Annotated in this window: 26 protein-coding genes, 5 tRNA genes and 2 pseudogenes; 8 read left to right on the forward strand and 25 right to left on the reverse strand. The window is 62.2% G+C overall.

Translation table 11 applies throughout. The features are described from left to right. The first annotated feature begins 102 nt into the window (after positions 1 to 102). Positions 103 to 2,514, forward strand: coding sequence for a DNA polymerase II (locus AACW18_RS07975; protein WP_218388302.1), 2,412 nt, complete (start codon positions 103 to 105; stop codon positions 2,512 to 2,514). A 155-nt stretch (positions 2,515 to 2,669) separates the two neighbouring features. Here AACW18_RS07975 and AACW18_RS07980 read toward each other — a convergent pair. From AACW18_RS07980 to AACW18_RS08010, 7 genes are all read right to left on the reverse strand, one after another. Then, positions 2,670 to 2,746 (reverse strand) — tRNA-Val (locus tag AACW18_RS07980). A gap of 35 nt (positions 2,747 to 2,781) precedes the next feature. Beyond that, positions 2,782 to 2,858 (reverse strand) — tRNA-Val (locus AACW18_RS07985). A 64-nt stretch (positions 2,859 to 2,922) separates the two neighbouring features. After that, positions 2,923 to 2,999: transfer RNA gene (locus tag AACW18_RS07990), tRNA-Val, on the reverse strand. An 18-nt stretch (positions 3,000 to 3,017) separates the two neighbouring features. Further along, a tRNA-Val gene (locus AACW18_RS07995) sits at positions 3,018 to 3,094 on the reverse strand. 13 nt (positions 3,095 to 3,107) lie between these two features. Then, a tRNA-Val gene (locus AACW18_RS08000) sits at positions 3,108 to 3,184 on the reverse strand. A gap of 183 nt (positions 3,185 to 3,367) precedes the next feature. Beyond that, positions 3,368 to 4,747, reverse strand: a complete 1,380-nt coding sequence (locus tag AACW18_RS08005; protein WP_218292148.1) for an MATE family efflux transporter — start codon at positions 4,745 to 4,747, stop codon at positions 3,368 to 3,370. A 152-nt stretch (positions 4,748 to 4,899) separates the two neighbouring features. Then, positions 4,900 to 5,106: a YaeP family protein gene (locus AACW18_RS08010; protein WP_042653731.1), complete on the reverse strand. Its 207-nt coding sequence runs from the start codon at positions 5,104 to 5,106 to the stop codon at positions 4,900 to 4,902. 136 nt (positions 5,107 to 5,242) lie between these two features. On the opposite strand from AACW18_RS08010, the gene AACW18_RS08015 reads away from it, so the two are divergent. Further along, positions 5,243 to 5,860, forward strand: coding sequence for a riboflavin synthase subunit alpha (locus AACW18_RS08015; protein ID WP_218329193.1), 618 nt, complete (start codon positions 5,243 to 5,245; stop codon positions 5,858 to 5,860). 647 nt (positions 5,861 to 6,507) lie between these two features. Here the strand turns inward: AACW18_RS08015 and AACW18_RS08020 are convergent. The 6 genes and pseudogenes from AACW18_RS08020 to AACW18_RS08055 form a co-directional block, all read right to left on the reverse strand. Then, positions 6,508 to 6,711: a CPXCG motif-containing cysteine-rich protein gene (locus tag AACW18_RS08020; protein ID WP_017412080.1), complete on the reverse strand. Its 204-nt coding sequence runs from the start codon at positions 6,709 to 6,711 to the stop codon at positions 6,508 to 6,510. A 129-nt stretch (positions 6,712 to 6,840) separates the two neighbouring features. Beyond that, positions 6,841 to 6,963 (reverse strand): annotated as a pseudogene (locus AACW18_RS08025) (hexitol phosphatase HxpB); the annotation flags it as partial. Positions 6,964 to 7,097: 134 nt separating this feature from the next. After that, positions 7,098 to 7,199, reverse strand: a pseudogene (locus AACW18_RS08035) (hexitol phosphatase HxpB); the annotation flags it as partial. Positions 7,200 to 7,357: 158 nt separating this feature from the next. Beyond that, positions 7,358 to 8,017, reverse strand: a complete 660-nt coding sequence (gene hxpB, locus AACW18_RS08045) for a hexitol phosphatase HxpB (RefSeq protein ID WP_218388303.1) — start codon at positions 8,015 to 8,017, stop codon at positions 7,358 to 7,360. A gap of 105 nt (positions 8,018 to 8,122) precedes the next feature. Continuing rightward, complete coding sequence (purT, locus tag AACW18_RS08050) at positions 8,123 to 9,301, reverse strand: formate-dependent phosphoribosylglycinamide formyltransferase (protein ID WP_218388304.1); 1,179 nt, start codon at positions 9,299 to 9,301, stop codon at positions 8,123 to 8,125. 71 nt (positions 9,302 to 9,372) lie between these two features. Further along, positions 9,373 to 10,263: a DMT family transporter gene (locus AACW18_RS08055; protein ID WP_218329196.1), complete on the reverse strand. Its 891-nt coding sequence runs from the start codon at positions 10,261 to 10,263 to the stop codon at positions 9,373 to 9,375. Positions 10,264 to 10,488: 225 nt separating this feature from the next. Between AACW18_RS08055 and AACW18_RS08060 the strand changes: the two genes are divergently transcribed. Beyond that, complete coding sequence (locus AACW18_RS08060; protein WP_042653738.1) at positions 10,489 to 11,076, forward strand: FMN-dependent NADH-azoreductase; 588 nt, start codon at positions 10,489 to 10,491, stop codon at positions 11,074 to 11,076. 103 nt (positions 11,077 to 11,179) lie between these two features. Here the strand turns inward: AACW18_RS08060 and AACW18_RS08065 are convergent, their stop codons facing one another. The 4 genes from AACW18_RS08065 to AACW18_RS08080 form a co-directional block, all read right to left on the reverse strand. Next, the gene (locus tag AACW18_RS08065; RefSeq protein ID WP_126623314.1) at positions 11,180 to 11,356 is read right to left on the reverse strand and encodes a hypothetical protein; all 177 of its coding nucleotides are present in this window, start codon (positions 11,354 to 11,356) and stop codon (positions 11,180 to 11,182) included. 159 nt (positions 11,357 to 11,515) lie between these two features. After that, positions 11,516 to 11,704: a DUF4250 domain-containing protein gene (locus tag AACW18_RS08070; protein WP_042653739.1), complete on the reverse strand. Its 189-nt coding sequence runs from the start codon at positions 11,702 to 11,704 to the stop codon at positions 11,516 to 11,518. Further along, complete coding sequence (locus AACW18_RS08075) at positions 11,701 to 12,171, reverse strand: MarR family winged helix-turn-helix transcriptional regulator (RefSeq protein WP_042653740.1); 471 nt, start codon at positions 12,169 to 12,171, stop codon at positions 11,701 to 11,703. Before AACW18_RS08075 ends, AACW18_RS08070 begins: the two co-directional genes overlap by 4 nt. A 150-nt stretch (positions 12,172 to 12,321) precedes the next feature. Next, positions 12,322 to 13,554 (reverse strand): UPF0149 family protein, encoded by a 1,233-nt coding sequence (locus AACW18_RS08080; RefSeq protein ID WP_218388305.1) that lies wholly within the window; start codon positions 13,552 to 13,554, stop codon positions 12,322 to 12,324. Positions 13,555 to 13,825: 271 nt separating this feature from the next. Here AACW18_RS08080 and AACW18_RS08085 point away from each other — a divergent pair, with 271 nt between their 5' ends. Together AACW18_RS08085 and AACW18_RS08090 are read left to right on the forward strand one after the other, a co-directional pair. Beyond that, the gene (locus tag AACW18_RS08085; protein ID WP_218329198.1) at positions 13,826 to 14,698 is read left to right on the forward strand and encodes a CvfB family protein; all 873 of its coding nucleotides are present in this window, start codon (positions 13,826 to 13,828) and stop codon (positions 14,696 to 14,698) included. Further along, on the forward strand, positions 14,699 to 15,010 hold the full coding sequence (locus AACW18_RS08090) for a DUF1289 domain-containing protein (protein WP_218329199.1): 312 nt from the start codon (positions 14,699 to 14,701) through the stop codon (positions 15,008 to 15,010). A gap of 51 nt (positions 15,011 to 15,061) precedes the next feature. On the opposite strand, the gene AACW18_RS08095 is transcribed toward AACW18_RS08090, so the two are convergent. After that, positions 15,062 to 15,385, reverse strand: a complete 324-nt coding sequence (locus AACW18_RS08095) for an HI1450 family dsDNA-mimic protein (protein ID WP_042654857.1) — start codon at positions 15,383 to 15,385, stop codon at positions 15,062 to 15,064. 158 nt (positions 15,386 to 15,543) lie between these two features. On the opposite strand from AACW18_RS08095, the gene AACW18_RS08100 reads away from it, so the two are divergent. Further along, a complete protein-coding gene (locus tag AACW18_RS08100) occupies positions 15,544 to 15,675 on the forward strand; it encodes a hypothetical protein (RefSeq protein WP_256351777.1) in 132 nt (43 codons plus the stop codon). Here the strand turns inward: AACW18_RS08100 and mtgA are convergent. The 5 genes from mtgA to minC form a co-directional block, all read right to left on the reverse strand. Further along, positions 15,672 to 16,379 carry a monofunctional biosynthetic peptidoglycan transglycosylase gene (gene mtgA, locus AACW18_RS08105; protein ID WP_218388372.1) on the reverse strand — a complete coding sequence of 236 codons (708 nt, stop codon included), beginning with the start codon at positions 16,377 to 16,379 and terminating at the stop codon, positions 15,672 to 15,674. The genes AACW18_RS08100 and mtgA overlap by 4 nt on opposite strands. A gap of 53 nt (positions 16,380 to 16,432) precedes the next feature. After that, positions 16,433 to 16,759 carry an HI1450 family dsDNA-mimic protein gene (locus tag AACW18_RS08110; protein WP_218329200.1) on the reverse strand — a complete coding sequence of 109 codons (327 nt, stop codon included), beginning with the start codon at positions 16,757 to 16,759 and terminating at the stop codon, positions 16,433 to 16,435. Positions 16,760 to 16,952: 193 nt separating this feature from the next. Then, entirely contained in the window at positions 16,953 to 17,219 is a 267-nt protein-coding gene (minE, locus tag AACW18_RS08115; RefSeq protein ID WP_005311265.1) for a cell division topological specificity factor MinE, read from the reverse strand. Between the two features lie 2 nt (positions 17,220 to 17,221). Beyond that, positions 17,222 to 18,034, reverse strand: a complete 813-nt coding sequence (gene minD / locus AACW18_RS08120) for a septum site-determining protein MinD (RefSeq protein WP_042654854.1) — start codon at positions 18,032 to 18,034, stop codon at positions 17,222 to 17,224. 18 nt (positions 18,035 to 18,052) lie between these two features. After that, positions 18,053 to 18,769, reverse strand: a complete 717-nt coding sequence (gene minC / locus AACW18_RS08125; RefSeq protein WP_218388306.1) for a septum site-determining protein MinC — start codon at positions 18,767 to 18,769, stop codon at positions 18,053 to 18,055. Between the two features lie 106 nt (positions 18,770 to 18,875). Here minC and AACW18_RS08130 point away from each other — a divergent pair, with 106 nt between their 5' ends. Further along, the gene (locus AACW18_RS08130; RefSeq protein WP_042654852.1) at positions 18,876 to 19,154 is read left to right on the forward strand and encodes a YcgL domain-containing protein; all 279 of its coding nucleotides are present in this window, start codon (positions 18,876 to 18,878) and stop codon (positions 19,152 to 19,154) included. Further along, a complete protein-coding gene (locus AACW18_RS08135; RefSeq protein ID WP_218388307.1) occupies positions 19,154 to 20,113 on the forward strand; it encodes a lytic murein transglycosylase in 960 nt (319 codons plus the stop codon). Before AACW18_RS08130 ends, AACW18_RS08135 begins: the two co-directional genes overlap by 1 nt. A 143-nt stretch (positions 20,114 to 20,256) precedes the next feature. On the opposite strand, the gene AACW18_RS08140 is transcribed toward AACW18_RS08135, so the two are convergent. Beyond that, entirely contained in the window at positions 20,257 to 21,627 is a 1,371-nt protein-coding gene (locus AACW18_RS08140) for an L-serine ammonia-lyase (protein WP_042654850.1), read from the reverse strand. A gap of 286 nt (positions 21,628 to 21,913) precedes the next feature. Next, positions 21,914 to 23,296 carry an L-serine ammonia-lyase gene (locus tag AACW18_RS08145; protein ID WP_042654849.1) on the reverse strand — a complete coding sequence of 461 codons (1,383 nt, stop codon included), beginning with the start codon at positions 23,294 to 23,296 and terminating at the stop codon, positions 21,914 to 21,916. Positions 23,297 to 23,435: the final 139 nt, after the last annotated feature.

The raw sequence follows: 23,435 nt of genomic DNA on the forward strand, positions 1-23,435 counted from the left end.
GGGCCGATTATACGGCAAACCGTCTCGCCGAGCAGCCAGGATTGCGAGCCATTACTGTATGCACGTACAATAGTCTCATCGTCTGACTCTGACCCATGCTGCATGACCGCGATCCAGCCCGCCGCCGCCCCCAAGCTGCCACTCGATGGTTTCATCCTGACCCGCCATGGGCGGGATGTGCGCGGCCGCACCGAAATCGTGATGTGGCTGTGGAGCGAGCAGGGGCCGGTGCGACTGGTGGTGCCGGGGCAGGAGCCGGTGTTCTTCCTGCCGGAGCGCCACATGGAGGAGGCGGCCCTGCTGTTCAAGGGATCCGGCGTGCGGGGCCGGTTTCGCCGGCTGCCCATGCACACCTTCGACGGCAGCAAGGTGGTGGGGTGCTATTTTTCCACCCTGAGTGCCTTCCACCGCGCCATCGAGCTGCTGCTGATCCGGGGGCTCGAGCACTTCGAGGCGGATATCCGGCTGCCGGAGCGCTTCCTGATGGAGCGTTTCATCACCGCCGGGGTGCGCTTCGGCGGCAAGACGACGCGCAAGGGGGGCAAGCAGGGCTACTGGGAGGTGAGCGAGGCGCGCTGTGCGCCCCAGGCGGTGACACCGGCGCTCTCCTGGGTGTCGCTCGACGTGGAGTGCGCCATGGACGGGGCCCTGTTCTCGGTGGGGCTCTACAGCGAGCAGGACGCCAGGGTCATCCTGATCGGGGAGCCCGAAGCCGGCTCGGATGAGTGGGAGACTTGCATCGAGTGGGTGGCGGACGAAAATGCCCTGCTCGGGGCGTTGGAGCGCTGGTTCAGTCAGCACGATCCGGATCTGGTGATCGGCTGGAACGTGGTGAACTTCGACTTTCGCCTGCTGCTGCGCCGGGCCGAGCTCAACGGGCGGCGACTGCGGCTGGGACGGGGGCGCGAGCTCTGCTTCTGGCGCTCGTCTCGCAACGATCCCCAGACCGGCAACGTCATCATCCCGGGCCGCATGGTGCTGGATGGCATAGATACCCTGAAGAGCGCCACCTGGCAGTTCCCCAGCTTCAGCCTGGATGCGGTGGCGAGCGAGCTGCTCGGCCGCGGCAAGGACATCGAGGACGTGGCGAACCGGGGGGAGAAGATCACCGAGCTGTTCCACTCCGACAAGGAGGCGCTGGCCCGCTACAACCTGGAAGACTGCAAGCTGGTGTGGGAGATCTTCGATCACTGCCACCTCATTGCCTTCGCCATCGAGCGTGCCTCCCTCACCGGGCTGGAGCTGGACAGGATCGGCGGTTCGGTGGCGGCCTTCACCAACCTCTACCTGCCGAGGCTCCACCGCGGTGGCTACGTGGCGCCCAATCTGCCTGCCGATGGCGGCCTGGCGAGCCCGGGCGGCTATGTGATGGACTCCAAACCCGGCCTCTATCACCATGTGCTGGTGCTCGACTTCAAGAGCCTCTATCCCAGTATCATCCGCACCTTCTGCATCGATCCCATGGGGTTGGTGGAGGGGTTGCAGCAGCCCAATACCGCCATCCCCGGCTTTCGCGGCGCGCTCTTCTCCCGCACCCGCCACTTTTTGCCGGATCTCATCGCCACCCTGTGGGCGGCGCGGGACAGGGCCAAGGCGGCCAGCAACAAGGCGCTCTCCCAGGCCATCAAGATCATCATGAACTCCTTCTACGGGGTTCTGGGCTCGGGGGGCTGCCGCTTCTACGATCCCCGCCTTGCCTCCTCCATCACCCTGCGCGGCCACGGCATCATGCAGCAGACCCGGGAGTGGATCGAGGCGCAGGGTTATCAGGTGATCTATGGCGACACCGACTCGACCTTCGTCCACCTCAACCGGGCGGTCAGCCCGCAAGAGGCGGACGAGATCGGCCGCAGGCTGGCCAGCATGATCAACGAGAACTGGATAAGTCTGATCAAGCGCGAGTTCGACTTGCCCTGCTATCTCGAGATCGAATACGAGACCCACTACCGCCGTTTCCTGATGCCCACCATCCGCGGGCTGGAGAAGGGTAGCAAGAAGCGATACGCCGGACTTGTTGGCAAACAGGGGGAGGGCGAGGGGGAGCATCTGGTGTTCAAGGGGCTGGAATCGGTGCGCACCGACTGGACCGCGCTGGCCAAGCAGTTCCAGACCCGGCTCTTCGATCTGGTGTTTCACGATGCCGATCCCAGCGGCTATGTGCGCACCATGGTGGACGAGACCCGGGCCGGTCAGCACGACGAGCTGCTGGTCTATCGCAAGCGGCTGCGCCAGAAGCTCGAGGAGTATCAGAAGAACGTGCCGCCCCACGTGCGGGCCGCGCGGCTGGCGGATGAGGAGAACCTGCGCCGCGGCCGGCCCCAGCGTTACCAGCACAGGGGCACCATCGCCTATCTGATGACCCTCAATGGACCCGAACCGCTGGAGTACAGACGCAGCGCCATCGACTACGAGCACTACATCGACAAGCAGCTGCGGCCCATCGCCGACGCCATCCTGCCCTTCATCGGCGAGTCGTTCGACCGGATCTGCGGCCAGCAGCTGGATCTCTTCTAGCGCGGTCATTGGCGGCGGCAAGGAGCGAGCACGGACGGCAATGGTTGCCATCCGCGATATGGAGCGGGAGAGGGCGGCAATCGGTCGCTTCTCAACGGGAAGGGGGCCGAGTCTGGAATGCAAAAAGCCCGCTCGATGAGCGGGCTTTGCTAATTTGGTGCGTCCTAGTGGATTCGAACCACCGACCCCCACCATGTCAAGGTGATGCTCTAACCAGCTGAGCTAAGGACGCAGGGTGCGCGATGCGGCTTTTTCGTTTGCGAGGAGTGGTGGGTTTAATTGGATTCGAACCAACGACCCCTACCATGTCAAGGTAGTGCTCTAACCAACTGAGCTATAAACCCACATCTGGCAAACCTGTCTACTCACATGAGATTGAACCGAAAGGAGAGTCAACTCACGGGAATATGGTGCGTCCTAGTGGATTCGAACCACCGACCCCCACCATGTCAAGGTGATGCTCTAACCAGCTGAGCTAAGGACGCATATTCAATGTGCTGTGATGGTGCGTCCTAGTGGATTCGAACCACCGACCCCCACCATGTCAAGGTGGTGCTCTAACCAGCTGAGCTAAGGACGCATCACAGAAAAAGTGGTGGGTTTAATTGGATTCGAACCAACGACCCCTACCATGTCAAGGTAGTGCTCTAACCAACTGAGCTATAAACCCACTGTATGAATCGAGCCGCAGGCCCGCTTCACCACGCCAGCATTGCTGGCGTGGTCGGCATACTACCCATGCCCCCCTAGGCTGTCAACAAGGGACATGCACAAAGGAGACTGTTTGCCCAGTTCTTGCGCAGCCTGTTGATTTTGCAGGCGAGCAGCTCACGGGAGCGGGTCCGGACGTCCGTCACTGGGCCCGGGAAAGGGTGGTGCAGGCCTCGGGGCTCGCGAAGCGACCATAGATGAGTCGCAGCCGGGTGCCCAGCATCAGGGCCGCGCCGGTCAGGCCGACGATGAAGCCTATCCAGAAGCCCTGCGGCCCCATGCGTGGCACCACCCAGTCGGTCAGCCCCAGCATCATGCCGGTCGGCAGCCCCAGTCCCCAGTAGGCGACTATGGTGACGTAGAAGATCGCCTTGGTGTCCTTGTAGCCACGCAGGGCCGCGGCCGCGACCACCTGCACCGAGTCGGACACCTGATAGATGGCGGCGAAGAACAGCAGGGTGGCGGCCAGCGTGATCACCTGGATGTCATCGGTGTAGATACCCGCGATATGCTCGCGCAGCAGCACCGTCAGGGCGGCGGTGCCGGCGGCGACCGCCATGCCCAGCATCAGGCCGGTACGGGCGGCGACCCGGGCGTGGGCCGGTTGTCCTTCCCCTATGCTGTGGCCGACCCGGATGGTGACGCCGACGCCAATCGAGAGCGGCAGCATAAACACCAGGCTGGAGAAGTTCAGGGCGATCTGGTGGCTCGCCACCGTCTCCGCCCCGAACGGTGCCAGCATCAGGGCCACCACGGTGAACAGGGTCACCTCGCAGAAGATCGCCATGGCGATGGGGAAGCCGAGCCGGAACAGGCGCCAGATCCGGCTGCCGTTGGGGCGCGCGAGCTGGGCGAACAGGTTGATGGTCTTGAAGTGAGGGGAGAGCTTCACGTAGAGGATCATCGCCAGCAGCATGGCCCAGAGCACGATGGCGGTGGCCACCCCACAGCCGACCCCGCCGAGCTTGGGCATGCCGAAGTGGCCGTGGATGAAGATGTAGTTGGCGGGGATGTTGACCGCCAGCCCGACGAAGCCTATCACCATGGTGGGCATGGTGTGGGAGAGCCCCTCGCTGAAGTTGCGCAGCACCTGGAACAGCACGAAGGCGGGCAGGCCCCACAGGATGGCGTGCAGGAAGCCCGTGGTCTTGGCGGCCATGACCGGATCCACGTCCATTATATGCAGCGCCAGCGGGCTGAAGTAGAGCGCCAGCATGGCAAAGGGGATCACCATCAGCGCCAGCCAGAAGCCCTGGTGCACGGCCGGGCGTACCTCGTCCCGTTTGCGGGCCCCGTTGAGCTGGGAGACGATGGGGGTGAGCGCCATGATGATGCCTTGCGTCAGCAGGATGATCGGCAGCCAGAAGCTGGAGGCGACCGACACCGCCGCGAGATCCACGGCACTGACCTGTCCCGCCATCACGGTATCGACGAAGCTCATGGCGATCTGGGCCACCTGGGCCACCAGAATGGGGCTGGCTAGGCGAACGAGCTGCTTCGCCTCGGTCCAATAACGTTGCACTGACACCTCCGAGTGGATCAGATAAAAGAGAAAAGAACGGGTAAATGAGAAGAGCTTTTGTCTCCTCACCGGGAGGAGACAAAATGCGGGGGTGTCATTCTAGCCTGAAAATCAGCCAACGTGAAACGGTTGGCGGGCCCTGCGTGGGGGGATCAGGCGTCCTCGTGATCGCTGATCAGCAGGTTGGCGGCGGCGTAGGCGGCCTGCTGGCGCAGCTCGGCGGGGACCCGCTCGTCGCTGGCCACGGCGTCGAGTGCCCGGATGCTGGCGGCGATGGCCTGCGGCACATAGCCCTGCTCACCGGATCCAATCTGGTTATAGGCGATGCGAATGGCCTCACAACATTGATATACCTGCATTATTTCATCCTCAATCGACAGAGTGCATAGTTCGCCACTATAGCGATCGGACCGGTGCTTGTCAGCCGGCGCGCTTGTCTGAGCCGGTGGACGGGGTTAACCTGCCAGCGATTTTTGTCATAGCAGGAGACGAGACATGTTCACCGGCATAGTACAGGGGACCGCCGAACTGGTGGCCATAGAGGCGCTGCCCAACTTTCGCACCCACGTGATCCGCATGCCGAACCCGGCCTGGGGAGAGGGGCTGGCGCTCGGCGCCTCGGTGGCCCACAACGGTTGTTGCCTGACGGTCACCCGCATCGAGGGGGCGCTGGTCAGCTTCGATCTGATGCAGGAGACCCTGGCGGTCACCAACCTTGGCAGCTTGCAGCCGGGGGACAAGGTGAACCTGGAGCGGGCCGCCCGTTTTGGCGACGAGATCGGCGGTCACGCCATGTCCGGCCACATCATGGGCACGGCGGAGGTGAGCGCCGTCATCGACACCCCCAACAACCGCCAGGTCTGGTATCGCCTCGCCCCCGAGTTGATGAAATACGTGTTGACCAAGGGCTACATCGGCATCGACGGCATCAGCCTGACGGTGGGCGAGGTGCGGGGAGCTGAGTTCTGCGTCAACCTGATCCCCGAGACCCTGGCCCGCACCAACCTGGGCTGGGTCAAGGCGGGTTGGCGCACCAACATCGAGATCGATCCCCAGACCCAGGCCATCGTCGATACGGTGGAGCGGGTGCTGGCGGCGCGCCAGCCGGCCTGATCCGCCGGAGTGCACGCCTCAACCTCAAAAAGGGCCCACATCATGCGGGCCCTTTTCGATCCCGTGAACGGAAGATGAGACGACGCTCCAGTCACGGCAGAACGGCATGCCGTGATGGATCTGTTCCACGCAACTCAAATGGCACTGCAAAAAAAAGAAGCCCATCGAGCTGACGGGCTTAAAGGAATGAACAGAAGAACCATGTGGCGAGGATGAACGCCATCCCCAGTGTGGCTGTTAAACCCCTGGCCTGCTTGGCCTGACGGACCCTGAGCGTCAGACTCTGGCCGATGGAGGAAACCGGGCCTACACTTCATGTGTCTGGCACATCCATGAGCCGACAACCATCACATAAGCGACAAGGCCCCTTGGCGAACTTCAGGATGATTTGAGGTTCTCCGAGGGGCTTTTTTCTATGGGGGAATTGGTTGAGCAGGGACATGTGAGGGGAGGTGGGCATGCTCTAGACGCTATGGCGCCGCTGCCGTCACTCATTGTCTGTGAAGTACCAGCCACAGGACAGGGTGAGCCCGCTGCGACCAGGCTGTGATAAGCCCCCCGCAGGCTGTCTGCCATGGGGCGAGCGCCATCATCATGATCGCGTTGACACTGGCCGCCTGATTTAGGCCAGGCCATCGAAACCGCAATCAGAACATCTGCTCGTCGTCCGCATCCACAAACAGCTGCAGGCAATCGCGCGCCTCATCCAGGTGCAGACGCAGGTGGATGGGGTTGCAACAGGCCATGCAATCCTCGTAGAACTCCTGATCCCCCTGGCTGGCATCCAGCTCGACCCGGGTGTGATGGCCGCAGTGGGGGCAGACGATGCGCTTGCTGGTGTACTCGATCATGGTGACCTCCTCGGGCCGAACTGGCCGCCTCTCTCCTGATTCTAGTCGGCGAGAGGCGGCGCAACCGCGAGCAGGCGCACGTTTACGGCAGCCCCTGTAGGAGGCCTGGCCGCGAGGAGGTCGGCGTCACTAGGCCCAGTTGGCCAGCATGGCGGCATCCAGCTCGGCCAGGGTGCGCAGCTGGTGATCGGCGATGGCGGGACGGGGATCCCCCACCAGCGCCGGGCTCATGGAAACGATCAGCACCTCAAGCCATTCACGCTATCCAGTTGGCCAAGGTGGCGGCATCCAGCTCGGCCAGCGATCGCAGCTGGTGATCGGCGATGGCGAGACGGGGATCTCCCACCAGCGCCGGGCTCATGGAAACGATCAGCACCTCAAGCCATTCACGCTATCCAGTTGGCCAAGGTGGCGGCATCCAGTTCGGCCAGGGTGCGCAGCTGGTGATCGGCGATGGCGAGACGGGGATCCCCCACCAGCGCCGGGCTCATGGATACGATCAGCACCTCAGGCCACTCATGCCATCCAGTTGGCCAGCATGGCGGCATCCAGCTCGGCCAGCGATCGCAGCTGATGATCGGCGATGGCGAGACGGGGATCCCCCACCAGAGCCGGGCTCATGGAAACGATCAGCACCTCAAGCCATTCACGCTATCCAGTTGGCCAAGGTGGCGGCATTCAGCTCGGCCAGCGATCGCAGCTGGTGATCGGCGATGGCGAGACGGGGATCTCCCACCAGCGCCGGGTCCGGCACGATCAGCGCCTGCATGGAGGCCGCCTTGGCCGCCAGCAGACCGGTGAAGCTGTCCTCGATGGCGAGGCAATGTACCGGCAGGACCCCGAGCTTCTCGGCCGCATGGATATAGACATCGGGATGAGGCTTGCCGAAGCGCTCCACCTCGGCGGAGTGGACCGCGAGGAAGCGATCCTTGATGCCGAGCTTGCCGAGCACCGCCTCCACCATGTTGAAGGGGGAGGAGGTGGCCAGTCCTATCTTGAGTCCCTGCGCCTCGATCAGGGTCAGTGCCGCCAGCACCCCCTCCTTGGCCTCGCCCTCCTGCAGGATGAGTGCGATGACCCGATCCAGGATGCGCTGCACCACCTCCTCCTGGCTGGGGCCGTTCCAGGGGCGCAGCCGATACCAGTGCGCCACCAGCTGATCGATGCGTACCCCTATGGTGGAGTGGCAATCCTCTTCCGTGTGGGGGTGGCCCAGTTCGGAGAACACGGCCATCTGGGCCCGTTGCCAAAAGGGTTCAGAATCGATCAGAACACCATCCATATCGAAGATCACGGCAGCTAACATCATCTACTCCTGACTAAATTGAACTCTGGATTATAAGCCGGGCGCAGAAATGCAAAAGGGGCATTTCGATGCCCCTTGCGCCCGATCATGCCGACGTGGCTTTCCCTAGAAGATCACCTCGACCCTGGCGGCGACGGCCTTGGCCCGCTCGACCGCCTCGTCACAGTGCTGACCACGGGCCAGTGCCACCCCGAGCCTACGGCGACCGGCTATCTCGGGCTTGCCGAACAGTCGCAGCTGGGCACCCGGCACCAGAGACAGCGCCTCGCCAATCCCCTGATAGCGAAGGTCCTGGCTGTGGCCCTCCCGCAGCACCACGGCGGAGGCGCTCGGCCCGAACGGTGTGATGGTGCCGATGGGCAAGCCCAGGATGGCGCGCACGTGCAGGGCAAACTCGGAGAGATCCTGGGAGATCAGGGTCACCATGCCGGTGTCATGGGGGCGAGGGGAGACCTCGCTGAACCAGACGTTTTCCCCCTGCACGAACAGCTCGACCCCGAACAGGCCGTAGCCGCCGAGCGCCTCGACCACCTTGGCCGCGACCTCTTTGGATCGGGCCAGCGCCAGCTCGCTCATCTGCTGGGGCTGCCAGGACTCGCGGTAGTCGCCATCCTCCTGGCGGTGGCCGATGGGATCGCAGAAGTGGATGCCATCCACGGCGCGGATCGTGAGCAGGGTGATCTCGTAGTCAAAGGGCACGAAGCCCTCGACGATCACCTTGCCACGGCCGGCACGGCCACCCTCCTGGGCATAGGTCCAGCTCTCGTCGAGCTTGGCGAGGTCGCGCAGCAGGCTCTGGCCCTTGCCGGACGAGCTCATCACGGGTTTCACCACGCAAGGCAGGCCGATGGCGTGGACCGCGGCGACAAACTCCTCCTGGCTCTGGGCGAATCGATAGGAGGAGGTGGGCAGACCCAGCTCCTCGGCAGCGAGGCGGCGGATCCCCTCCCGGTTCATGGTGAGCTGGGTGGCTCGGGCATTGGGCACGATCCTGACTCCTTCCTGCTCAAGCTGCGCCAGGGTATCGGTGGCGATGGCTTCAATCTCGGGGATGATGAGATCGGGTTTGACCTCGGCCACCAGGGCGCGCAGGGCGTCGCCATCGAGCATGTCCAGCACATGGGAGGCGTGGGCCACCTGCATGGCGGGGGCGTGGGGGTAGCGGTCGGCGGCGATCACCTCGATCCCGAACCGTTGCAGCTCGATGGCCACTTCCTTGCCAAGTTCCCCCGAGCCAAGCAGCAGGGCGCGGGTGGCGCCGGGGCGGGTAGCGGTTCCAAACATGTGATCTCTCCTGAAGTCGATGTGGTTGATGGCCAAGAGTTAGACAAAAAAAGAGGCACGCATGGCGTACCTCAGGAAACGGATCTGTGGGCGCGCTGCTCCAGATGGGTCAGCAGCGTGATGGCGCCAATGATGATGGCGGCGCCCAGCCACAATCGGCCGGGGGGCGCCCAGCCAAACACCAGCCAGCCTGCCAGCACGTTCATCGGCAATTTGGCAAAGTCGAACGGCTGCACGAAGGAGGCCTCGGCCACGCTGTAGGCGCGGGCGATGGACATCTGGGCCAGCGCCGATAGCACACCGGAGGCCGCCACCAGCAGCCACTGGGTTTCGCTCGGCCACTGCCATTCCGGCAGGGCCAGCATGGCGTTGAACGGGGTGCTGAAGATGAGCAGGTAGACCACTATGGTGTGGGACGACTCGCTCGCCGCCTGGTAGCGCACCAGCAGGGAGTAACCGGCCCAGAACAGCGCGGCCGCCACCGGCAGCAAGGAGGCCCAGCTGAAGTCGTCGGTCCAGGGAGCCAGGATCAGCATGGCGCCGACAAAGCCCGCCAGGGTGGCCAGGATGCGCGCCCGGCTCACCTGCTCCTTGAGCAGCAGGGCAGAGCCCAGGGTGGCAAACAGCGGGGAGGTCATCAGGAGCGCTATGCCCTGCCAGATGGGCACGGGCACCGCCAGCGCCCAGAGCCAGAACTGGATGCCGATGACGGCGAGCAGGACGCGCAGCAGGTGCAACCGCAGCTGGTTGGTCATCAGGGATTGGCGCAGGCCATGGCGGATCAGCCAGGGCAGCAGACAGATCAGGGCAACCAGGTACTGATGAAAGGCGACCTGGGTCGAGGGGAGGCCGAGCTTGAAGCTGACATACTGGCTCAGGCTGTTGACGGCGGCGAAGCAGAGACCTGCCACCATCATCCAGATTGCGCCGGCAAAGGGGGAGTGCCTGCGGGAGGGTTCCATGGGATCCGGGTCGCTGAAAAAAGTGCGGCAAATCATAACGGCAATCGTTTGTTCTGCCAAGGGTGGGGCGCGAGGTCATCGCCCCCTTGGCGATGAAATGAACAATCGTCAAAAATTTTGAATAACTTGAGCATCTATTTTCGCTATCAGGCTTGTAGCTCAATGTTTATAGTGACCTCCATCGACAGTCGTACTGTCCAACTGACAACCAAATGGAGCGTTACCATGGCCAATATCCTCGTACTCAAGTCCAGCATCCTGGGTCAATACTCTCAGTCCAACGCCCTGATCGACGGCTTCCTTGCCGATCATCAGGATGACAGCGTCACCGTGCGTGACCTGGCCACCCTCAATCTGCCGGTGCTGGATGGCGAGCTGGCCCTGGGTCTGCGTGGTGGTGAGAACCTGAGCGAGCGTCAGCTGGCCGTGCTGGCACAGTCCGATGAGCTGGTCGCCGAGTTGAAGGCGAGCGATCTGGTGGTGATTGCCGCCCCCATGTACAACTTCAACATCCCGACCCAGCTGAAGAACTGGATTGATCTGGTGGCCCGTGCCGGCGTGACCTTCCGCTACACCGAGACCGGCCCGGTCGGCCTGGTGGAGAACACCCGCGCCCTGGTGATCAGCCCCCGTGGCGGCATGCACGTCGGCAGCGCCACCGATCTGGTGACCCCTTACATGCGCACCGTGCTCGGCTTCATCGGCATCAACGAGGTGGACTTCATCTACGCCGAAGGCATGGGCATGGGCCCGGACGCTCAGGCCAAGGGCCTGGAGCAGGCGAAAGAGCAGCTGGAAACCCTGGCGATCTGATAGGACTCTTCGGTGTGTCACACACCGGATGCCGCTAAACAACAACGCAGCCTGATGGCTGCGTTGTTGTTTCTGGAAGGCGAAGAAGAAGAATGTAGAGGGCTCAATCCCAGATGAAGCGGCGACAGCCACTGCCGACCATCAGGCACACCGCCACCAGTGAGCCCAGCAACAGGCAGCTGAGCCACTGCTCGGCACTCTCGGGCAGATGAGGGGAGAAGAGGCTGATCATGAAGATGGCGCTGAGGATGATCAGGCTGGTCTGTCGGGTCAGGATCATAGTGTCGTCCTTGGCTATGAGGTCTCAGGTAAGGCTAGTCCCCCTGTATGACAACCTGATGTATCCGTACCTCAGGTTTTGGTCGATGCGGGGTTGCTCTCACCTTAGCAGCTTTTGCCGCCAGAGCCAGCCCCCTGCGACAGCTTGTGATCCGGATCCCTATCTGAACTGCTTCTGATCCGGCCGATAGTGAAAATCGGCGCTGGCGAGGCGGGCGATCAGCGCCGCCTGATCGAGATCCTGCGCCTTGCAGAGATCGTCAAGATCATCGTAACGATCACGCAGCTGCATGTTGACCAGGCTCAGCAGCATGTTGACGTCCATGGTGGTGAAGTTGTTCAGATTCATGGCTGTTGCTCATTGTCCAGCAGGTGCAGTTGTTCGATGGCATCGCTGACACTCTGCAGATGCAGTCGAATGGTCTGGCGCGCCTCGCTCGGCAGATAGTCGGTGAGGGTGTGTTGCCAGCTGCCCGCTTCGGTCTTGAGCTGCTGGAACAGCGTGAGCCCCGCCGGGGTGAAGGAGACCAGACTGATCCGCTTGTCCTGGGGGCTGCTCTCGGTGAACAGTATCCCTTTCTCCACCAGGCGGTGGATCTCGCGGGAGATCCGCACCTTGTCCATCCCGCTCGCCTCCACCAGCTCCTTCTGGCTGATGGGGTAGTTGGGACCGAGCACCATCATCAGGCGCCATTGGGGCACCGTCAGCTGGTAACGTTGTTGGTAAAACTGTTCAAAGGTGTCGCGCACCATCTCAGCGGCATGCACCAGCTGATAAGGGGGGTAGTGTGCGAGCAGCTCTATGATCTTTGACATATGACATCCTGCTGTGACGGCTGCATCGGGTGCAGTTTCTCTTGATACTTTGACCTTGATGATACGTAACACAAGGACATTTGTCTGAACAAGTACCAGAGAAATGTGCGGTCGCGCACGTGTTCTGTTTCACCCGGGTCTGTTCGAGGCTTAGTTTGCCTTGGTGACGGCGTGTTTACGTAACCAGATCAAGGCATTGTGGTCGAGCCAGGCCTCGCGACTCTGCAGCGTATAGAGCGCCGCCTCATCGCGACTGCCCGCCTGCCAGTGGCCGGGCTCCTGCCTTGGCAGCTTGCGCTGACCCAGCAGACAGGCCGGCACATGGGGGTTGGCCGCGAGGGCGGCGACCAGATGGGGACGGGCCGCCTCGCTTCCCTCGCAGACAAACACCATCAGCGCCCGGTTGTAGAGCAGCCAGCTGGAAGCTTCATCGAAGCGCAGCAGCAGGGCGCGCAGGGCGGCCCAATCTCCCAGCCGGGCATAGAGGCTGGAGAGGGGATGACGACAGCCCGGCTCATCGGCCTGGCAGAGGCTCAGCAGGGCCAGGTATTGCTCCCTTGCTTGCGCCAGCTGCCCCAGCCGCAGCAGGCAGTCGGCCCGACCGGCCCTGGCCGCCAGCAGGGGACGCGCCTCTGCTGCGCCCCAGCCATGGCCCTCATGCTGCTGCCAGAAGGCCTCATCGAGCAGCGGGGCGGCATCGTCAATCACCTTGTCAAACCAGCCGAGGCGATCCTGGGGGTCGCGGCAGGCATTGGCCAACTCGAACCACTGCTGCCATTGGCGGCTCTGCTCGCTGTCGAGCGCTTCCTGGGCGGGTGGTGTCGCCTCATCTTCATCCAACTGCAGCAACCGGTTGAGGGCCGTCTTCATCTGCTGGCGCTGGCGCTTGCAAAACGCCATGAAAGGCAGCTCGCTGGCCGCGGCCTGATGCAGCATCCGGGCCATGGGCCTGTCACGAAACAGGCAGAGCTCGGCGGCAAGGCTGAAACGCTGCTGGATGACGGGATCGTTCAGATCCTGAGGGGCGGGCCAGCGGGTCACGCCCTGGCTGAAGCCGTAACTCCACTGGCCGAGGGGGTGGCTCTGCGCGAACACCTGCTCCGGCGTCTCATTGGAGAGGCGGCATTGGCTCGGCAGCGCGAGCTGGGCGGCATCGGCCTGGGCCTCCAGCTCGTCGATGAGGTGTTCCAGCGTCGCCGCACTCTCTTCATCCAGCTCGACCTCATGGGACAACAGACCGGTCAGCGGTGCCTGCCAGTCGGGGGCCTGCGGCCCCACCAGACGGGCACAGAGAAAGCCGTGCAGGGCCGGGTAGCTCATGTCCTGTCCGCTGTGGTGCTGGATCCATTGATTGAGATGACGGGTTCGAGTGGCTGGATTCATCGACGCTTCCTCTGGATTTAACGGCGGCGCAGTCTACCCAAAAATGGGGTCAAATGCAGCAAATCGGCAGCCGAATGCCGATAATATCGCCAACCTGGGGCCGGTTTGACGCGAAAAACGTGCGCGGGATAGGGCAAGGGGCTAGGTCCTGTCACGGCTCTGAGGTAACATGCGCGCCTGCATGAGAAATGAAGCTGGCTGTCATCGTCCACGGGATGACAGGGGCAATGCGCATCTATTTACGGGCACGAAATGCGGGCCCATCCGGATATTGAAAGAAGAGATCACCATGTTACAGATTGGCAAGATGAACACCCTCACCGTCGTTGAACTCGAAGATCGTGGCGCCTGGCTCGCCGCGGGCGAATATGGCGAACTGCTGCTGCCCAAGCGCCAATTGCCGGAGGGCGTTGCCGAGGAGGGCGAGGTGTCCGTGTTCCTCTATCTGGACGCCGATTGCGAGCCGGTGATCACCACCGACAAGCCGTTTGCCATGGTGGGCGATATCGTCGGCCTCAAGGTGGTCAACGCCAACAAGATCGGCGCCTTCCTCGACTGGGGCATGAAGAAGGATCTGTTCGTGCCAAGCCGCGAGCAGAACAAGCCGATGCAGGTGGGTCACGTCTATCTGGTGCACCTGATGCTGGACAACGAGGGGCGCATGGTGGGCACCAGCCGCCTCGAGCGCTTCCTCAGCACCGATCTGCCTCCCTTCAAAGCCGGTGACGAGGTGACCGCCCTGCCGGGCGAGCATACCCCCCTCGGCATCAAGGCGATCGTCAACGGCCAGTATTCCGGCATGCTGTTCAAGAATGAGGTGTTCGGCCGGCTGATGACGGGCCGGCCGCTGACGGCCTGGGTCAAACAGGTGCGTGAGGATGGCAAGCTGGACCTGACCCTGCAAAAGCCGGGGCTGGATCGGATGGATGATGCCGGTGGCCGTATCCTCACCCGTCTGCAGAAGCAGGGTGGCAGCCTGGCAGTGGGGGACAAGAGCGAACCCGAGCTCATCTACAAGATGTTCAACATGAGCAAGGGCACCTTCAAGAAGGCCATCGGCGGCCTCTACAAGCAGGGCAAGATTGTCATCGAAGACAACAGCATCAGCCTCACCGCTGCCGACAAGGCACAGGACGGCGAATAAGTGCCGAGTCCCTGCATCGGCCACTGCCAGGCCAAGGACGGGCTCTGCCTCGGTTGCGGCCGCACCCTGACCGAGATCGGCCACTGGTCAGCCATGGACGGCGACGCCCAGCTGGCGCGCATGGCCGAGCTGGATGGCACCCGCAGCACCCATCGCTGTCCGGGCTGCGGTGAACCGGCCTTCTGCGCCGTGTCAGCCGGCGAGAGCATCTCGGCGTGCTGGTGCAGCCAGTTGCCCGCCTTGCCCATGAGCGAGGCGAGCGCCTGCTGGTGCCGCCGCTGTCTGGCCAAGGCGATCGCCGCGCGGCCATGAACGGGGATGTCTAACATCAGAAACGAGAAAGGCGCCTATATGGCGCCTTTCTTATGCCTGCTGCTGACGGTGCCAGCGAACATACACCTCGTGCTCGGTCTGACTGCGGGGTAACAGGAAGGTGGCGTAGATCACCTCAAACTCCTCCTGATGATCCAGCAAGCCGACCCACACCTCGGCCCAGCGCTCCATGTCGACCGGCACGCCGAGTTCGGCCGACCAGTCGGCATTGGGCAGGGTCGCCTCGACGGCGCCACGCTGCTCGAACTCGAGGGTGATGTCGACGATTTGTTCGGGGGCCAGCATGTCTGCGGCCTGCTCGAGAAACTGATCATAGGCCCATTCGACCAGCTGATCCGGGGTACGCTGTTCCATGAAATCACTCCAGATACATCCAGGTTCGCCACTGTAGCAATTATTGTGCAGGGCGGCCAGAGTGGGGCTGCAACGAGTCGGCCCTACCCAAGGGGGGCGTCAGGGCATAAGGTTAACAGACCTGTCTTCATCCGGTGGCAGGACGAGGCGTGGGCAGCATGAAACGACGACAGCACAGGCGGCAGATCAAGCGGCGGCGAGAGACCTGGTGGTGGCACTATCTGCCGCTGCATCGGGAGACGATCGGCGGCCACCTGGGGCCGGCGGCCGAGCGTGCAGACAAGCCCTAGCCGGCCTCGTGTACCTTGTTCAGGGTGACCTGGCCGAGTTGTCCCATCTGCCGACGGATCCAGGCCGAGCGCTGTTGCACATAGGGGGAGGGGGGCTTGACCCGGTAGCGCCAGGGGTTGGGCAGGGCGGCCGCCAGCAGGGAGGCCTCGTAGCGGGTCAGGCGTGCGGCCGGCTTGCCAAAGTAGTGTTGGGCGGCGGCCTCGGCACCATAGATGCCGGGCCCGAACTCCACAATATTCAGGTACATCTCGAGGATGCGGGACTTGTTCCAGCCGAGCTCCATCAGCAGGGTAAACCAGGCCTCTATCCCCTTGCGCAGGAAGCTGCGATCGCTCCACATGAAGAGATTCTTCGCCGTCTGCTGGCTCAGGGTGCTGGCGCCGCGCACCCGCTCGCTGCGCTGGTTGTGTTTGAGCGCCGAGCTGATGGCATTCATGTCGAAGCCGTTGTGCTCGGCGAAGCGCTGATCCTCGGCGGCGATCACCGCCAGCTGCAGCTCCTTCGAGATCCGCTCGAGCGGCACCCAGTCGTGTCTGACCTCGGCCACCTTGGCGGGCGGGAACAGGGCCCGCTCGATGCGCCAGGTCCACATGGGGGGATCGATGAAGCGCAGCAGCGCCACCGAGACGATGGAGCACAGCAGGGCCCCCAGCAGCAGCCTGCCGAGCCAGCTCAGCAGGCGGCGCATCAGCGCCGGCCGCACGGGGTCAGGCTCCGACTCCCAGGCATAGTGGCCAGGATCATCGGGGTCGGGAATTATTGGGGCAGCCATTCGATGTGGCAGAACTTCTCGTCGACGCGGCGGGAGAGCAGCATGCGGGCGAACAGGTGCTCATACTCTTGCTCGTCGTTGCCAAGCCCGATCCAGATCTCGGCGTACTCGGCATCGCTCACGGTAAAGCCCACGTCCGCTTCCCAGTCATCGGCCGGATCGCTCTCGGCCAGCAGGCCACGGCTGTTGAACTCCTGGTTGAAGCGAGCGATCTCCTGCTCCGGCAGGTTGTCGGAGGCCAGCTCCATGAAGAGTTCGAGGGCGGTATCGAGCAGTTCCTCGACGCTGTGCATTTCGTCGTTCAAAGACATAAGTCATCTGTTCCAGATAATAAAAATAAGAAGCCCCGTCGTGAGCGAACGGTGGCGCGCGGTATTCTAGCTGGCCTCTTGCCCCTTGGCGAGATGCAGCGTCACGCCGGGACTCTTGAGGGCAATAAAAAACCGGATCCTGCTACAGGATCCGGTCTTCATTGAGGGAAGGGGTCACGCATGGGGCGTCAGCTCATCCCTTCTTGTCATCGGCGAAGGTGATGTTGAGCTCCAGTACCGACAGCTCGTCACTCTTCTTGTCGAGCTGGACGGTGATCTTGTCCGGATCGATCTGCACATACTTGCGGATCACATCGAGGAGGTCCTGCTTGAGCTGGGGCAGGTAATCCGGCCCCCCTCTGGATGAACGCTCGTGTGCGACTATGATCTGCAACCGCTCTTTGGCCAGTTGTGCGGTGTTTTGTTTCTTGTTGGAACGAAAATAATCCAATAATGACATGTTTAACTCCCGAACAGTCGGCTAAAGAAGCCCTTCTTTTCTTCTTCCAGAAAACGAAAATCCTTGGTGTCGCCCAGCAAACGCGAGACGGCATCTTCATAGGCCTGACCGGCATCGGACTCCTTGTCCAGAATGACCGGCTCCCCCGAGTTGGAGGCGCGCAGCACCGCCTGGGACTCCGGGATCACCCCGAGCAGTTTGATGGCCAGGATATCCTGCACATCCTGCACGCTCAGCATGTCGCCGCGGTTGACGCGGGTCGGGCAGTAGCGGGTCAGCAGCAGGTGTTCCTTGATGGGATCCTCGCCCCGTTCCGCACGGCGCGACTTGGAGGCCAGGATGCCGAGGATGCGATCCGAGTCACGCACGGAAGAGACTTCCGGGTTGGTGGTGACGATGGCCTCGTCGGCGAAGTAGAGCGCCATCAGCGCGCCCGACTCTATGCCGGCTGGGGAGTCGCAGACGATGTAGTCAAACTTCATCTCCGCCAGCTGATCCAGGATCTTCTCGACCCCTTCGCGGGTCAGCGCGTCCTTGTCCCGGGTCTGGGAGGCGGGCAGGATGAACAGATTTTCGCAGCGTTTGTCCTTGATGAGCGCCTGGTTGAGATTGGCTTCACCATTGATCACATTGACGAAGTCATACACCACGCGCCGCTCGCAGCCCATGATGAGATCCAGATTTCTAAGGCCAATGTCAAAATCGATGACCACTGTCTTGTGGCCACGCTGAGCCAAACCGGTGCTCAGGGCCGCGCTGGTTGTGGTCTTGCCAACGCCACCTTTGCCCGATGTAACGACTATGATTCGCGCCATTCTCGCTTCCTTGTAACTCTATTTGATACGGTCTATACGGAGTTGTTCGTTGTCCAGCCGGATATGAACCGGCTCTTGTATCAGGCCTGCCGGCAGAGCATCGCTCAGCTGGAAGGTGCCAGCGATGGAGAGCAGCTCGGCCTGCAACTGCTGGCAGTAAATACGGGCACGGGTATTGCCCTTGGCCCCGGCGATGGCCCTGCCACGCAGGGCACCATAGATATGGATGCTGTCGTCGGCGATGACTTCGGCGCCCGGACTGACCGAGCCCAGCACCACCAGCGAGGTGCCGGCGGCATACAGCTGCTGGCCGGAACGCACCGGCCCGATGTGCACCTTGCTCGGCACCAGGGGGGCTGGCTCTGTGGCCGGGGTCTCGACAGCGGGTGGGACTGGCACGGGTTGTGGCTCGGGCTCCACCTTGCGGCTCTTGCCCGACACCATGACCGCCAGCCCCGCCGCCTTGGCCGCCGTCTTCATCGCCTCATCGCGTGCCCCCGTGATGCCGACCAGCACGAAGTCTTCCGACTCGACCAACTCCCTGAGTTGCTCGAAGTCCGGGATCGCAGCCAGTCGCTCCACATTGATGACGAGGGGGGCGCAATTAAAAAACTGGGGGGCCAGCGCGACCTTGGCCGCCAACAATTGACGGATCCGCGCCGGATTGCCATCGCTGAGATGCAACACAGAAATAGTGAAGGTAGTCCCTTTCAATTCGTTATCGCGCTCAACCATGAATCTTCCCCGAACCGAGACGGTAATACGTTATTGTTATTCAATTCCTGATGTTATAGTTTGCCACCATCAGAGGCAATAAACCCGTCGGATTATATCAATTTCCATGTTGTGTGCAGTCTATAAAAGTCGCAAAAAAGCCGAGACCTATCTTTTTATTGAAAGAAGAGAGGATTTCTCCCGTGTGCCAGAGGCACTGATGAGTACCTTCGGTCGTCCCGAGCTGGTCTTGATGACCAAGCTGGACCCGGCCAAGCCCTTGGGGATCGCCTCGACCGAGCGCGTGATGGAGGCGCTGCAACGGCAGGGCTTCTATCTGCAGGTCCCCCCACCGCCGGAGAATTTGCTGGAGCAGCACAAGGCGCAATTAAAGGCCTCGGCCTGATGCAGGGTCGGTTGGCGCTGTTATTGCTGGGGGCGCTATTAAGCGCGCCGCTGCAGGCCAGACCCGACTTTGCGCAGTATGTGGCCGGGCTGCGACAGGAAGCGCTCGCGGCCGGGATCCCGGCCGCCACCCTGGACGCCGCCTTTGCCGATATCCGGATCATCGAGCCGGCCATCAAACACGATCAGAACCAGCCGGAATTTAAACTGACGCTGGATACTTATATTCCCCGCGCCGTCCCCCAATGGAAAGTCAATCAGGCGAGAGCCTTATATCGCCGGCATTTGCCGTTGCTCACCAAAATAGGCCATGAATATGGGGTTCAACCCCGTTTTATTGTCGCCTTGTGGGGCATAGAAACCAATTTCGGCAAATTGACCGGACACTTTCCGCTGATATCGTCGCTGACGACCCTGGCCTGGGAAGGGCGGCGGGAGGCCTTCTTCAAGGCCCAGTTGTTCGATGCCCTGCGCATCATAGAGCAGGGCCATGTGAGCCCGGCTGACTTCAAGGGCTCCTGGGCGGGGGCCATGGGGCAGGTGCAGTTCATGCCTTCGTCCTTCCTCAAGTATGCGGTCGATCAGGATGGGGACGGCAGGAAGGATCTGTGGGGCAATCTCGCGGATGTGTTTGGTTCGGCTGCCAATTATCTGCATCAGAACGGCTGGCGCGAGGATGAAACCTGGGGGCGGCGAGTCAGGGTGCCGACGGCGCTGGACCCCGCCCTGCTCGGGCTGGAGCGGCGCAAGCCGTTGTCGGCCTGGCAGGCGCTCGGGGTACGCCAGCTCGATGACTCAGCCTTGCCTAGGGTAGGTATGCAGGCCTCCCTCATCCGGCCGGACGATGTCCAGGGGCGCAGCTATCTCGCCTACGACAATTATCGGGTGCTGCGTCACTGGAATCGCTCCCACTATTTTGTGGTGGCGGTCGGGACCCTGGCCGATCGCATCGTGGAATAATGGGCCGGGTCTGTGTCGCCTTGGCCGAAATAACCGAGGCTGGCCGCGCAATATCGAACGCAGCAGTTTGATCAGCAGGGCCTGAATAACAGGCAATAAAAAAGGCGGGATTTCCCGCCTTTTTTGCATCTCAGATTTGCGATTTATTCGCAGGCAACCTGCATCACCTTGATGGCCAGGCCACCGCGGGAGGTCTCACGGTACTTGGAGTCCATGTCCTTGCCGGTGATGTACATGGTCTCGATCACCTTGTCCAGTGACACGCGCGGCTTGGAGGTGCGACGCAGCGCCATGCGGGAGGAGTTGACCGCCTTCATGGCGGCGATGGCGTTGCGCTCGATGCAGGGCACCTGCACCTGACCGGCCACCGGATCACAGGTCAGACCCAGATTGTGCTCCATGCCGATCTCAGCGGCTTCACACACCTGCTCCGGGCTGCCACCCATCAGTTCGGTCAGACCGGCGGCGGCCATGGAGCAGGAGACACCCACTTCACCCTGGCAGCCCACTTCGGCGCCGGAGATGGAGGCGTTCATCTTGTAGAGCATGCCGACGGCGGCGGAGGCCAGATAGAAGCGGGTGTATTCGTCGCGGCCGACCGGTTGGATGAACTTGTCGTAGTAGGCCAGCACGGCCGGGATGATGCCGGCGGCGCCGTTGGTCGGCGCCGTCACCACACGGCCCCCGGCGGCGTTCTCTTCACTCACCGCCAGGGCAAACATGTTGACCCAGTCGACGATGCTCATGGGATCGTTGGAGAGATGCTCGTTGGTGGTCAGCTGACGGTAGAGCGGGGCGGCACGACGGGGGACGCGCAGCGGGCCGGCCAGGATCCCTTCGGTACGGCAACCGCGCTCGATCCCTTCCCGCATGGTGGTCCAGATCTTGCCCAGCTTCTTGTAGATCTCTTCCGGGGTGTTGAAGCACTTCTCGTTTTCCAGCATCAGGGCGGAGATGGAGAAACCGGTCTGGCTGCAGTGGGCGAGCAGCTCGGCCGCACTCTTGAACGGGTAGCTCACCGACATGTCGCCGCTGTCGGCCTTGCCGAAGTTCTCTTCGTCGACGATGAAACCACCACCGATGGAGTAATAGGTCTTGCTGTAGACAGCCTCATCTTCGATGAAGGCGGTCAGCTTCATGCCGTTTTCGTGCAGCGGCAGGGCCTCGTCATGGAACACCATGGCACCCTGCGGGAAGCTGACGGTGTGGCAATGCAGGCCGATCGGCAGGCGGCCGGTCTGCTCGACACGGGAGATGAATTCGGGGATGCCGTCGATGTCGACATTTTCCGGCAGGTTGCCGGCCAGACCCATGATGATAGCGGTATCGGTATGGTGACCTTTACCGGTCCAGGAGAGGGAGCCATAGACGTCGACCTGGATCCGGGTGATGTCACGGATCTTGCCGCCAGCACGCAGATCATCCACGAACTGCTTGGCTGCTTTCATCGGGCCGACAGTGTGGGAAGAGGAGGGGCCAACACCGATTTTGAAGATATCAAAAACGCTGATCATGTAACAATTACCTCAGGGTAGAAGGGGGCGTCATGCCCGCTCGCAGAAAGGGGGTGATCCATGGGACGGGTCTGTCGTCACAAAGGCCAATGAACCAGATAACCGCAGTGTAACGGTTCAATGCCTAAAAAAAGTTGAAACAGATCTATTTTTGTTGAATCTCTGGCGCGAGTATAAAATTAATTTTGATGGTTATCCATTTTGTTAAGTGCTTGGCAAACGTTTCGCGAAAAAATACCCGGCCAGGCCGGGTATCGTGGGGCGAAGTGGAGTCAATTGGCATTTTTTAACATTCTGTAATGTTAACAGCCAGGCCGCCGCGCGCCGTCTCCTTGTACTTGGTCTTCATGTCGTTGCCGGTTTCCCACATGGTCTTGATCACCTTGTCCAGCGACACCTTGTGTTCGCCGGTGCCGCGCAGGGCCAGCCGGGCGGCGTTGATCGCCTTGACCGCCCCCATGGCGTTGCGCTCGATGCAGGGCACCTGCACCAGGCCGCCGATGGGATCGCAGGTCAACCCTAAGTTGTGCTCCATGCCGATCTCGGCGGCGTTCTCGACCACCCCCGGGCTGCCGCCGAGCAGCTCGGCCAGGGCCCCGGCCGCCATGGAGCAGGCGACACCCACTTCACCCTGGCAACCCACCTCGGCCCCCGACAGGGAGGCGTTCTTCTTATATAGGATGCCGATGGCGGCGGCGGTGAGGAAGTAGTGCAGCAGCAGCTCGTCATCCACCTTGCGCACGAAGCGATCGTAGTAGTGCAGCACCGCCGGGATGATGCCGGCGGCGCCGTTGGTGGGCGCCGTCACCACCCGGCCACCGGCGGCGTTCTCTTCGTTGACGGCGAGGGCAAACAGATCCACCCACTCCATCACCATCAGGGGATCCTTGTTGAAGTTGGTCTCGCCGTTGAGCTGGCGATAGAGGCCAGGGGCGCGGCGCTTCACCTTGAGGCCGCCCGGCAATATCCCCTCGCTGCGACAGCCGCGTTCGACACAGCCCTGCATCGCCTGCCAGATCTTGCGCAGGCCCGCCTTTATCTCCTGCTCGCTGCGAAACACCTTCTCGTTGGCCAGCATCAGGCCGGAGATGGAGAGGCCGCTCTCCTGGCAGTGGGCCAACAGCTGGGCACCGCTCTCGAACGGGTAGGGGACGGGGTGGGCGGCGTCGAACCTGGCCGCCTCCTCCTTGGCGTTGGCGAAGTGGCTCTCCTCGATGATGAAGCCGCCACCGATGGAGTAGTAGGTCTGTTCGAACAGCAGCTCATCGGCTGCGAAGGCGCGCAGTGTCATGCCGTTGGAGTGGGCGGGCAGGGTCTTGCGCCGGTTGAAGATGATGGCACCGACCCGGGGGAAATGGCTCGGCTGCTCCCCTGCCAGGCGCAGCGTCTGGCTGTGCTCTACCTGGCCCAGAAAGGCGGGGATGGCCTCGATATCCACCAATTCCGGCTCAAACCCGGCCAGCCCCAGGATGATGGCCTTGCCGGTGCCATGACCCTTGCCGGTCTGGCCGAGGGAGCCATAGCACTCGACCACGACCCGCTCGGTGCGGGAGAGGTGCCCTGCCTGCTTGAGTGCATTGACGAAGGCACAGGAGGCCCGCATCGGTCCCACTGTGTGGGAGGAGGAGGGGCCGATCCCGATGGAAAACAGGTCGAAGACACTGATCATGACGTACTCCGATTATGGATTTCGTCTAAACATTGTAAATTTTTTGTAGTCGATGAAAAGGGGGGAAGCGACGGCTTGTGATGGCGGTGTGGAAATGGGGCACTACAGGCTGGGCTAAAGGAGCCACGGGGAGCGGGTT

The sequence above is a fragment of the Aeromonas sp. sia0103 genome, assembly GCF_963895295.1.
Taxonomy (GTDB): domain Bacteria; phylum Pseudomonadota; class Gammaproteobacteria; order Enterobacterales; family Aeromonadaceae; genus Aeromonas; species Aeromonas encheleia.

Bases quoted from the DNA above. Each gene is read 5' to 3' on its own strand.
- AACW18_RS07975 (WP_218388302.1), top strand. From the start codon at position 103: ATGACCGCGATCCAGCCCGCCGCCGCCCCCAAGCTGCCACTCGATGGT.
- AACW18_RS08010 (WP_042653731.1), bottom strand. From the start codon at position 5,106: ATGCAGGTATATCAATGTTGTGAGGCCATTCGCATCGCCTATAACCAG.
- AACW18_RS08015 (WP_218329193.1), top strand. From the start codon at position 5,243: ATGTTCACCGGCATAGTACAGGGGACCGCCGAACTGGTGGCCATAGAG.
- AACW18_RS08020 (WP_017412080.1), bottom strand. From the start codon at position 6,711: ATGATCGAGTACACCAGCAAGCGCATCGTCTGCCCCCACTGCGGCCAT.
- hxpB (WP_218388303.1), bottom strand. From the start codon at position 8,017: ATGTTAGCTGCCGTGATCTTCGATATGGATGGTGTTCTGATCGATTCT.
- purT (WP_218388304.1), bottom strand. From the start codon at position 9,301: ATGTTTGGAACCGCTACCCGCCCCGGCGCCACCCGCGCCCTGCTGCTT.
- AACW18_RS08055 (WP_218329196.1), bottom strand. From the start codon at position 10,263: ATGGAACCCTCCCGCAGGCACTCCCCCTTTGCCGGCGCAATCTGGATG.
- AACW18_RS08060 (WP_042653738.1), top strand. From the start codon at position 10,489: ATGGCCAATATCCTCGTACTCAAGTCCAGCATCCTGGGTCAATACTCT.
- AACW18_RS08065 (WP_126623314.1), bottom strand. From the start codon at position 11,356: ATGATCCTGACCCGACAGACCAGCCTGATCATCCTCAGCGCCATCTTC.
- AACW18_RS08070 (WP_042653739.1), bottom strand. From the start codon at position 11,704: ATGAATCTGAACAACTTCACCACCATGGACGTCAACATGCTGCTGAGC.
- AACW18_RS08075 (WP_042653740.1), bottom strand. From the start codon at position 12,171: ATGTCAAAGATCATAGAGCTGCTCGCACACTACCCCCCTTATCAGCTG.
- AACW18_RS08080 (WP_218388305.1), bottom strand. From the start codon at position 13,554: ATGAATCCAGCCACTCGAACCCGTCATCTCAATCAATGGATCCAGCAC.
- AACW18_RS08095 (WP_042654857.1), bottom strand. From the start codon at position 15,385: ATGGAACAGCGTACCCCGGATCAGCTGGTCGAATGGGCCTATGATCAG.
- AACW18_RS08100 (WP_256351777.1), top strand. From the start codon at position 15,544: ATGAAACGACGACAGCACAGGCGGCAGATCAAGCGGCGGCGAGAGACC.
- AACW18_RS08110 (WP_218329200.1), bottom strand. From the start codon at position 16,759: ATGTCTTTGAACGACGAAATGCACAGCGTCGAGGAACTGCTCGATACC.
- minE (WP_005311265.1), bottom strand. From the start codon at position 17,219: ATGTCATTATTGGATTATTTTCGTTCCAACAAGAAACAAAACACCGCA.
- minD (WP_042654854.1), bottom strand. From the start codon at position 18,034: ATGGCGCGAATCATAGTCGTTACATCGGGCAAAGGTGGCGTTGGCAAG.
- minC (WP_218388306.1), bottom strand. From the start codon at position 18,769: ATGGTTGAGCGCGATAACGAATTGAAAGGGACTACCTTCACTATTTCT.
- AACW18_RS08130 (WP_042654852.1), top strand. From the start codon at position 18,876: ATGTTGTGTGCAGTCTATAAAAGTCGCAAAAAAGCCGAGACCTATCTT.
- AACW18_RS08135 (WP_218388307.1), top strand. From the start codon at position 19,154: ATGCAGGGTCGGTTGGCGCTGTTATTGCTGGGGGCGCTATTAAGCGCG.
- AACW18_RS08140 (WP_042654850.1), bottom strand. From the start codon at position 21,627: ATGATCAGCGTTTTTGATATCTTCAAAATCGGTGTTGGCCCCTCCTCT.
- AACW18_RS08145 (WP_042654849.1), bottom strand. From the start codon at position 23,296: ATGATCAGTGTCTTCGACCTGTTTTCCATCGGGATCGGCCCCTCCTCC.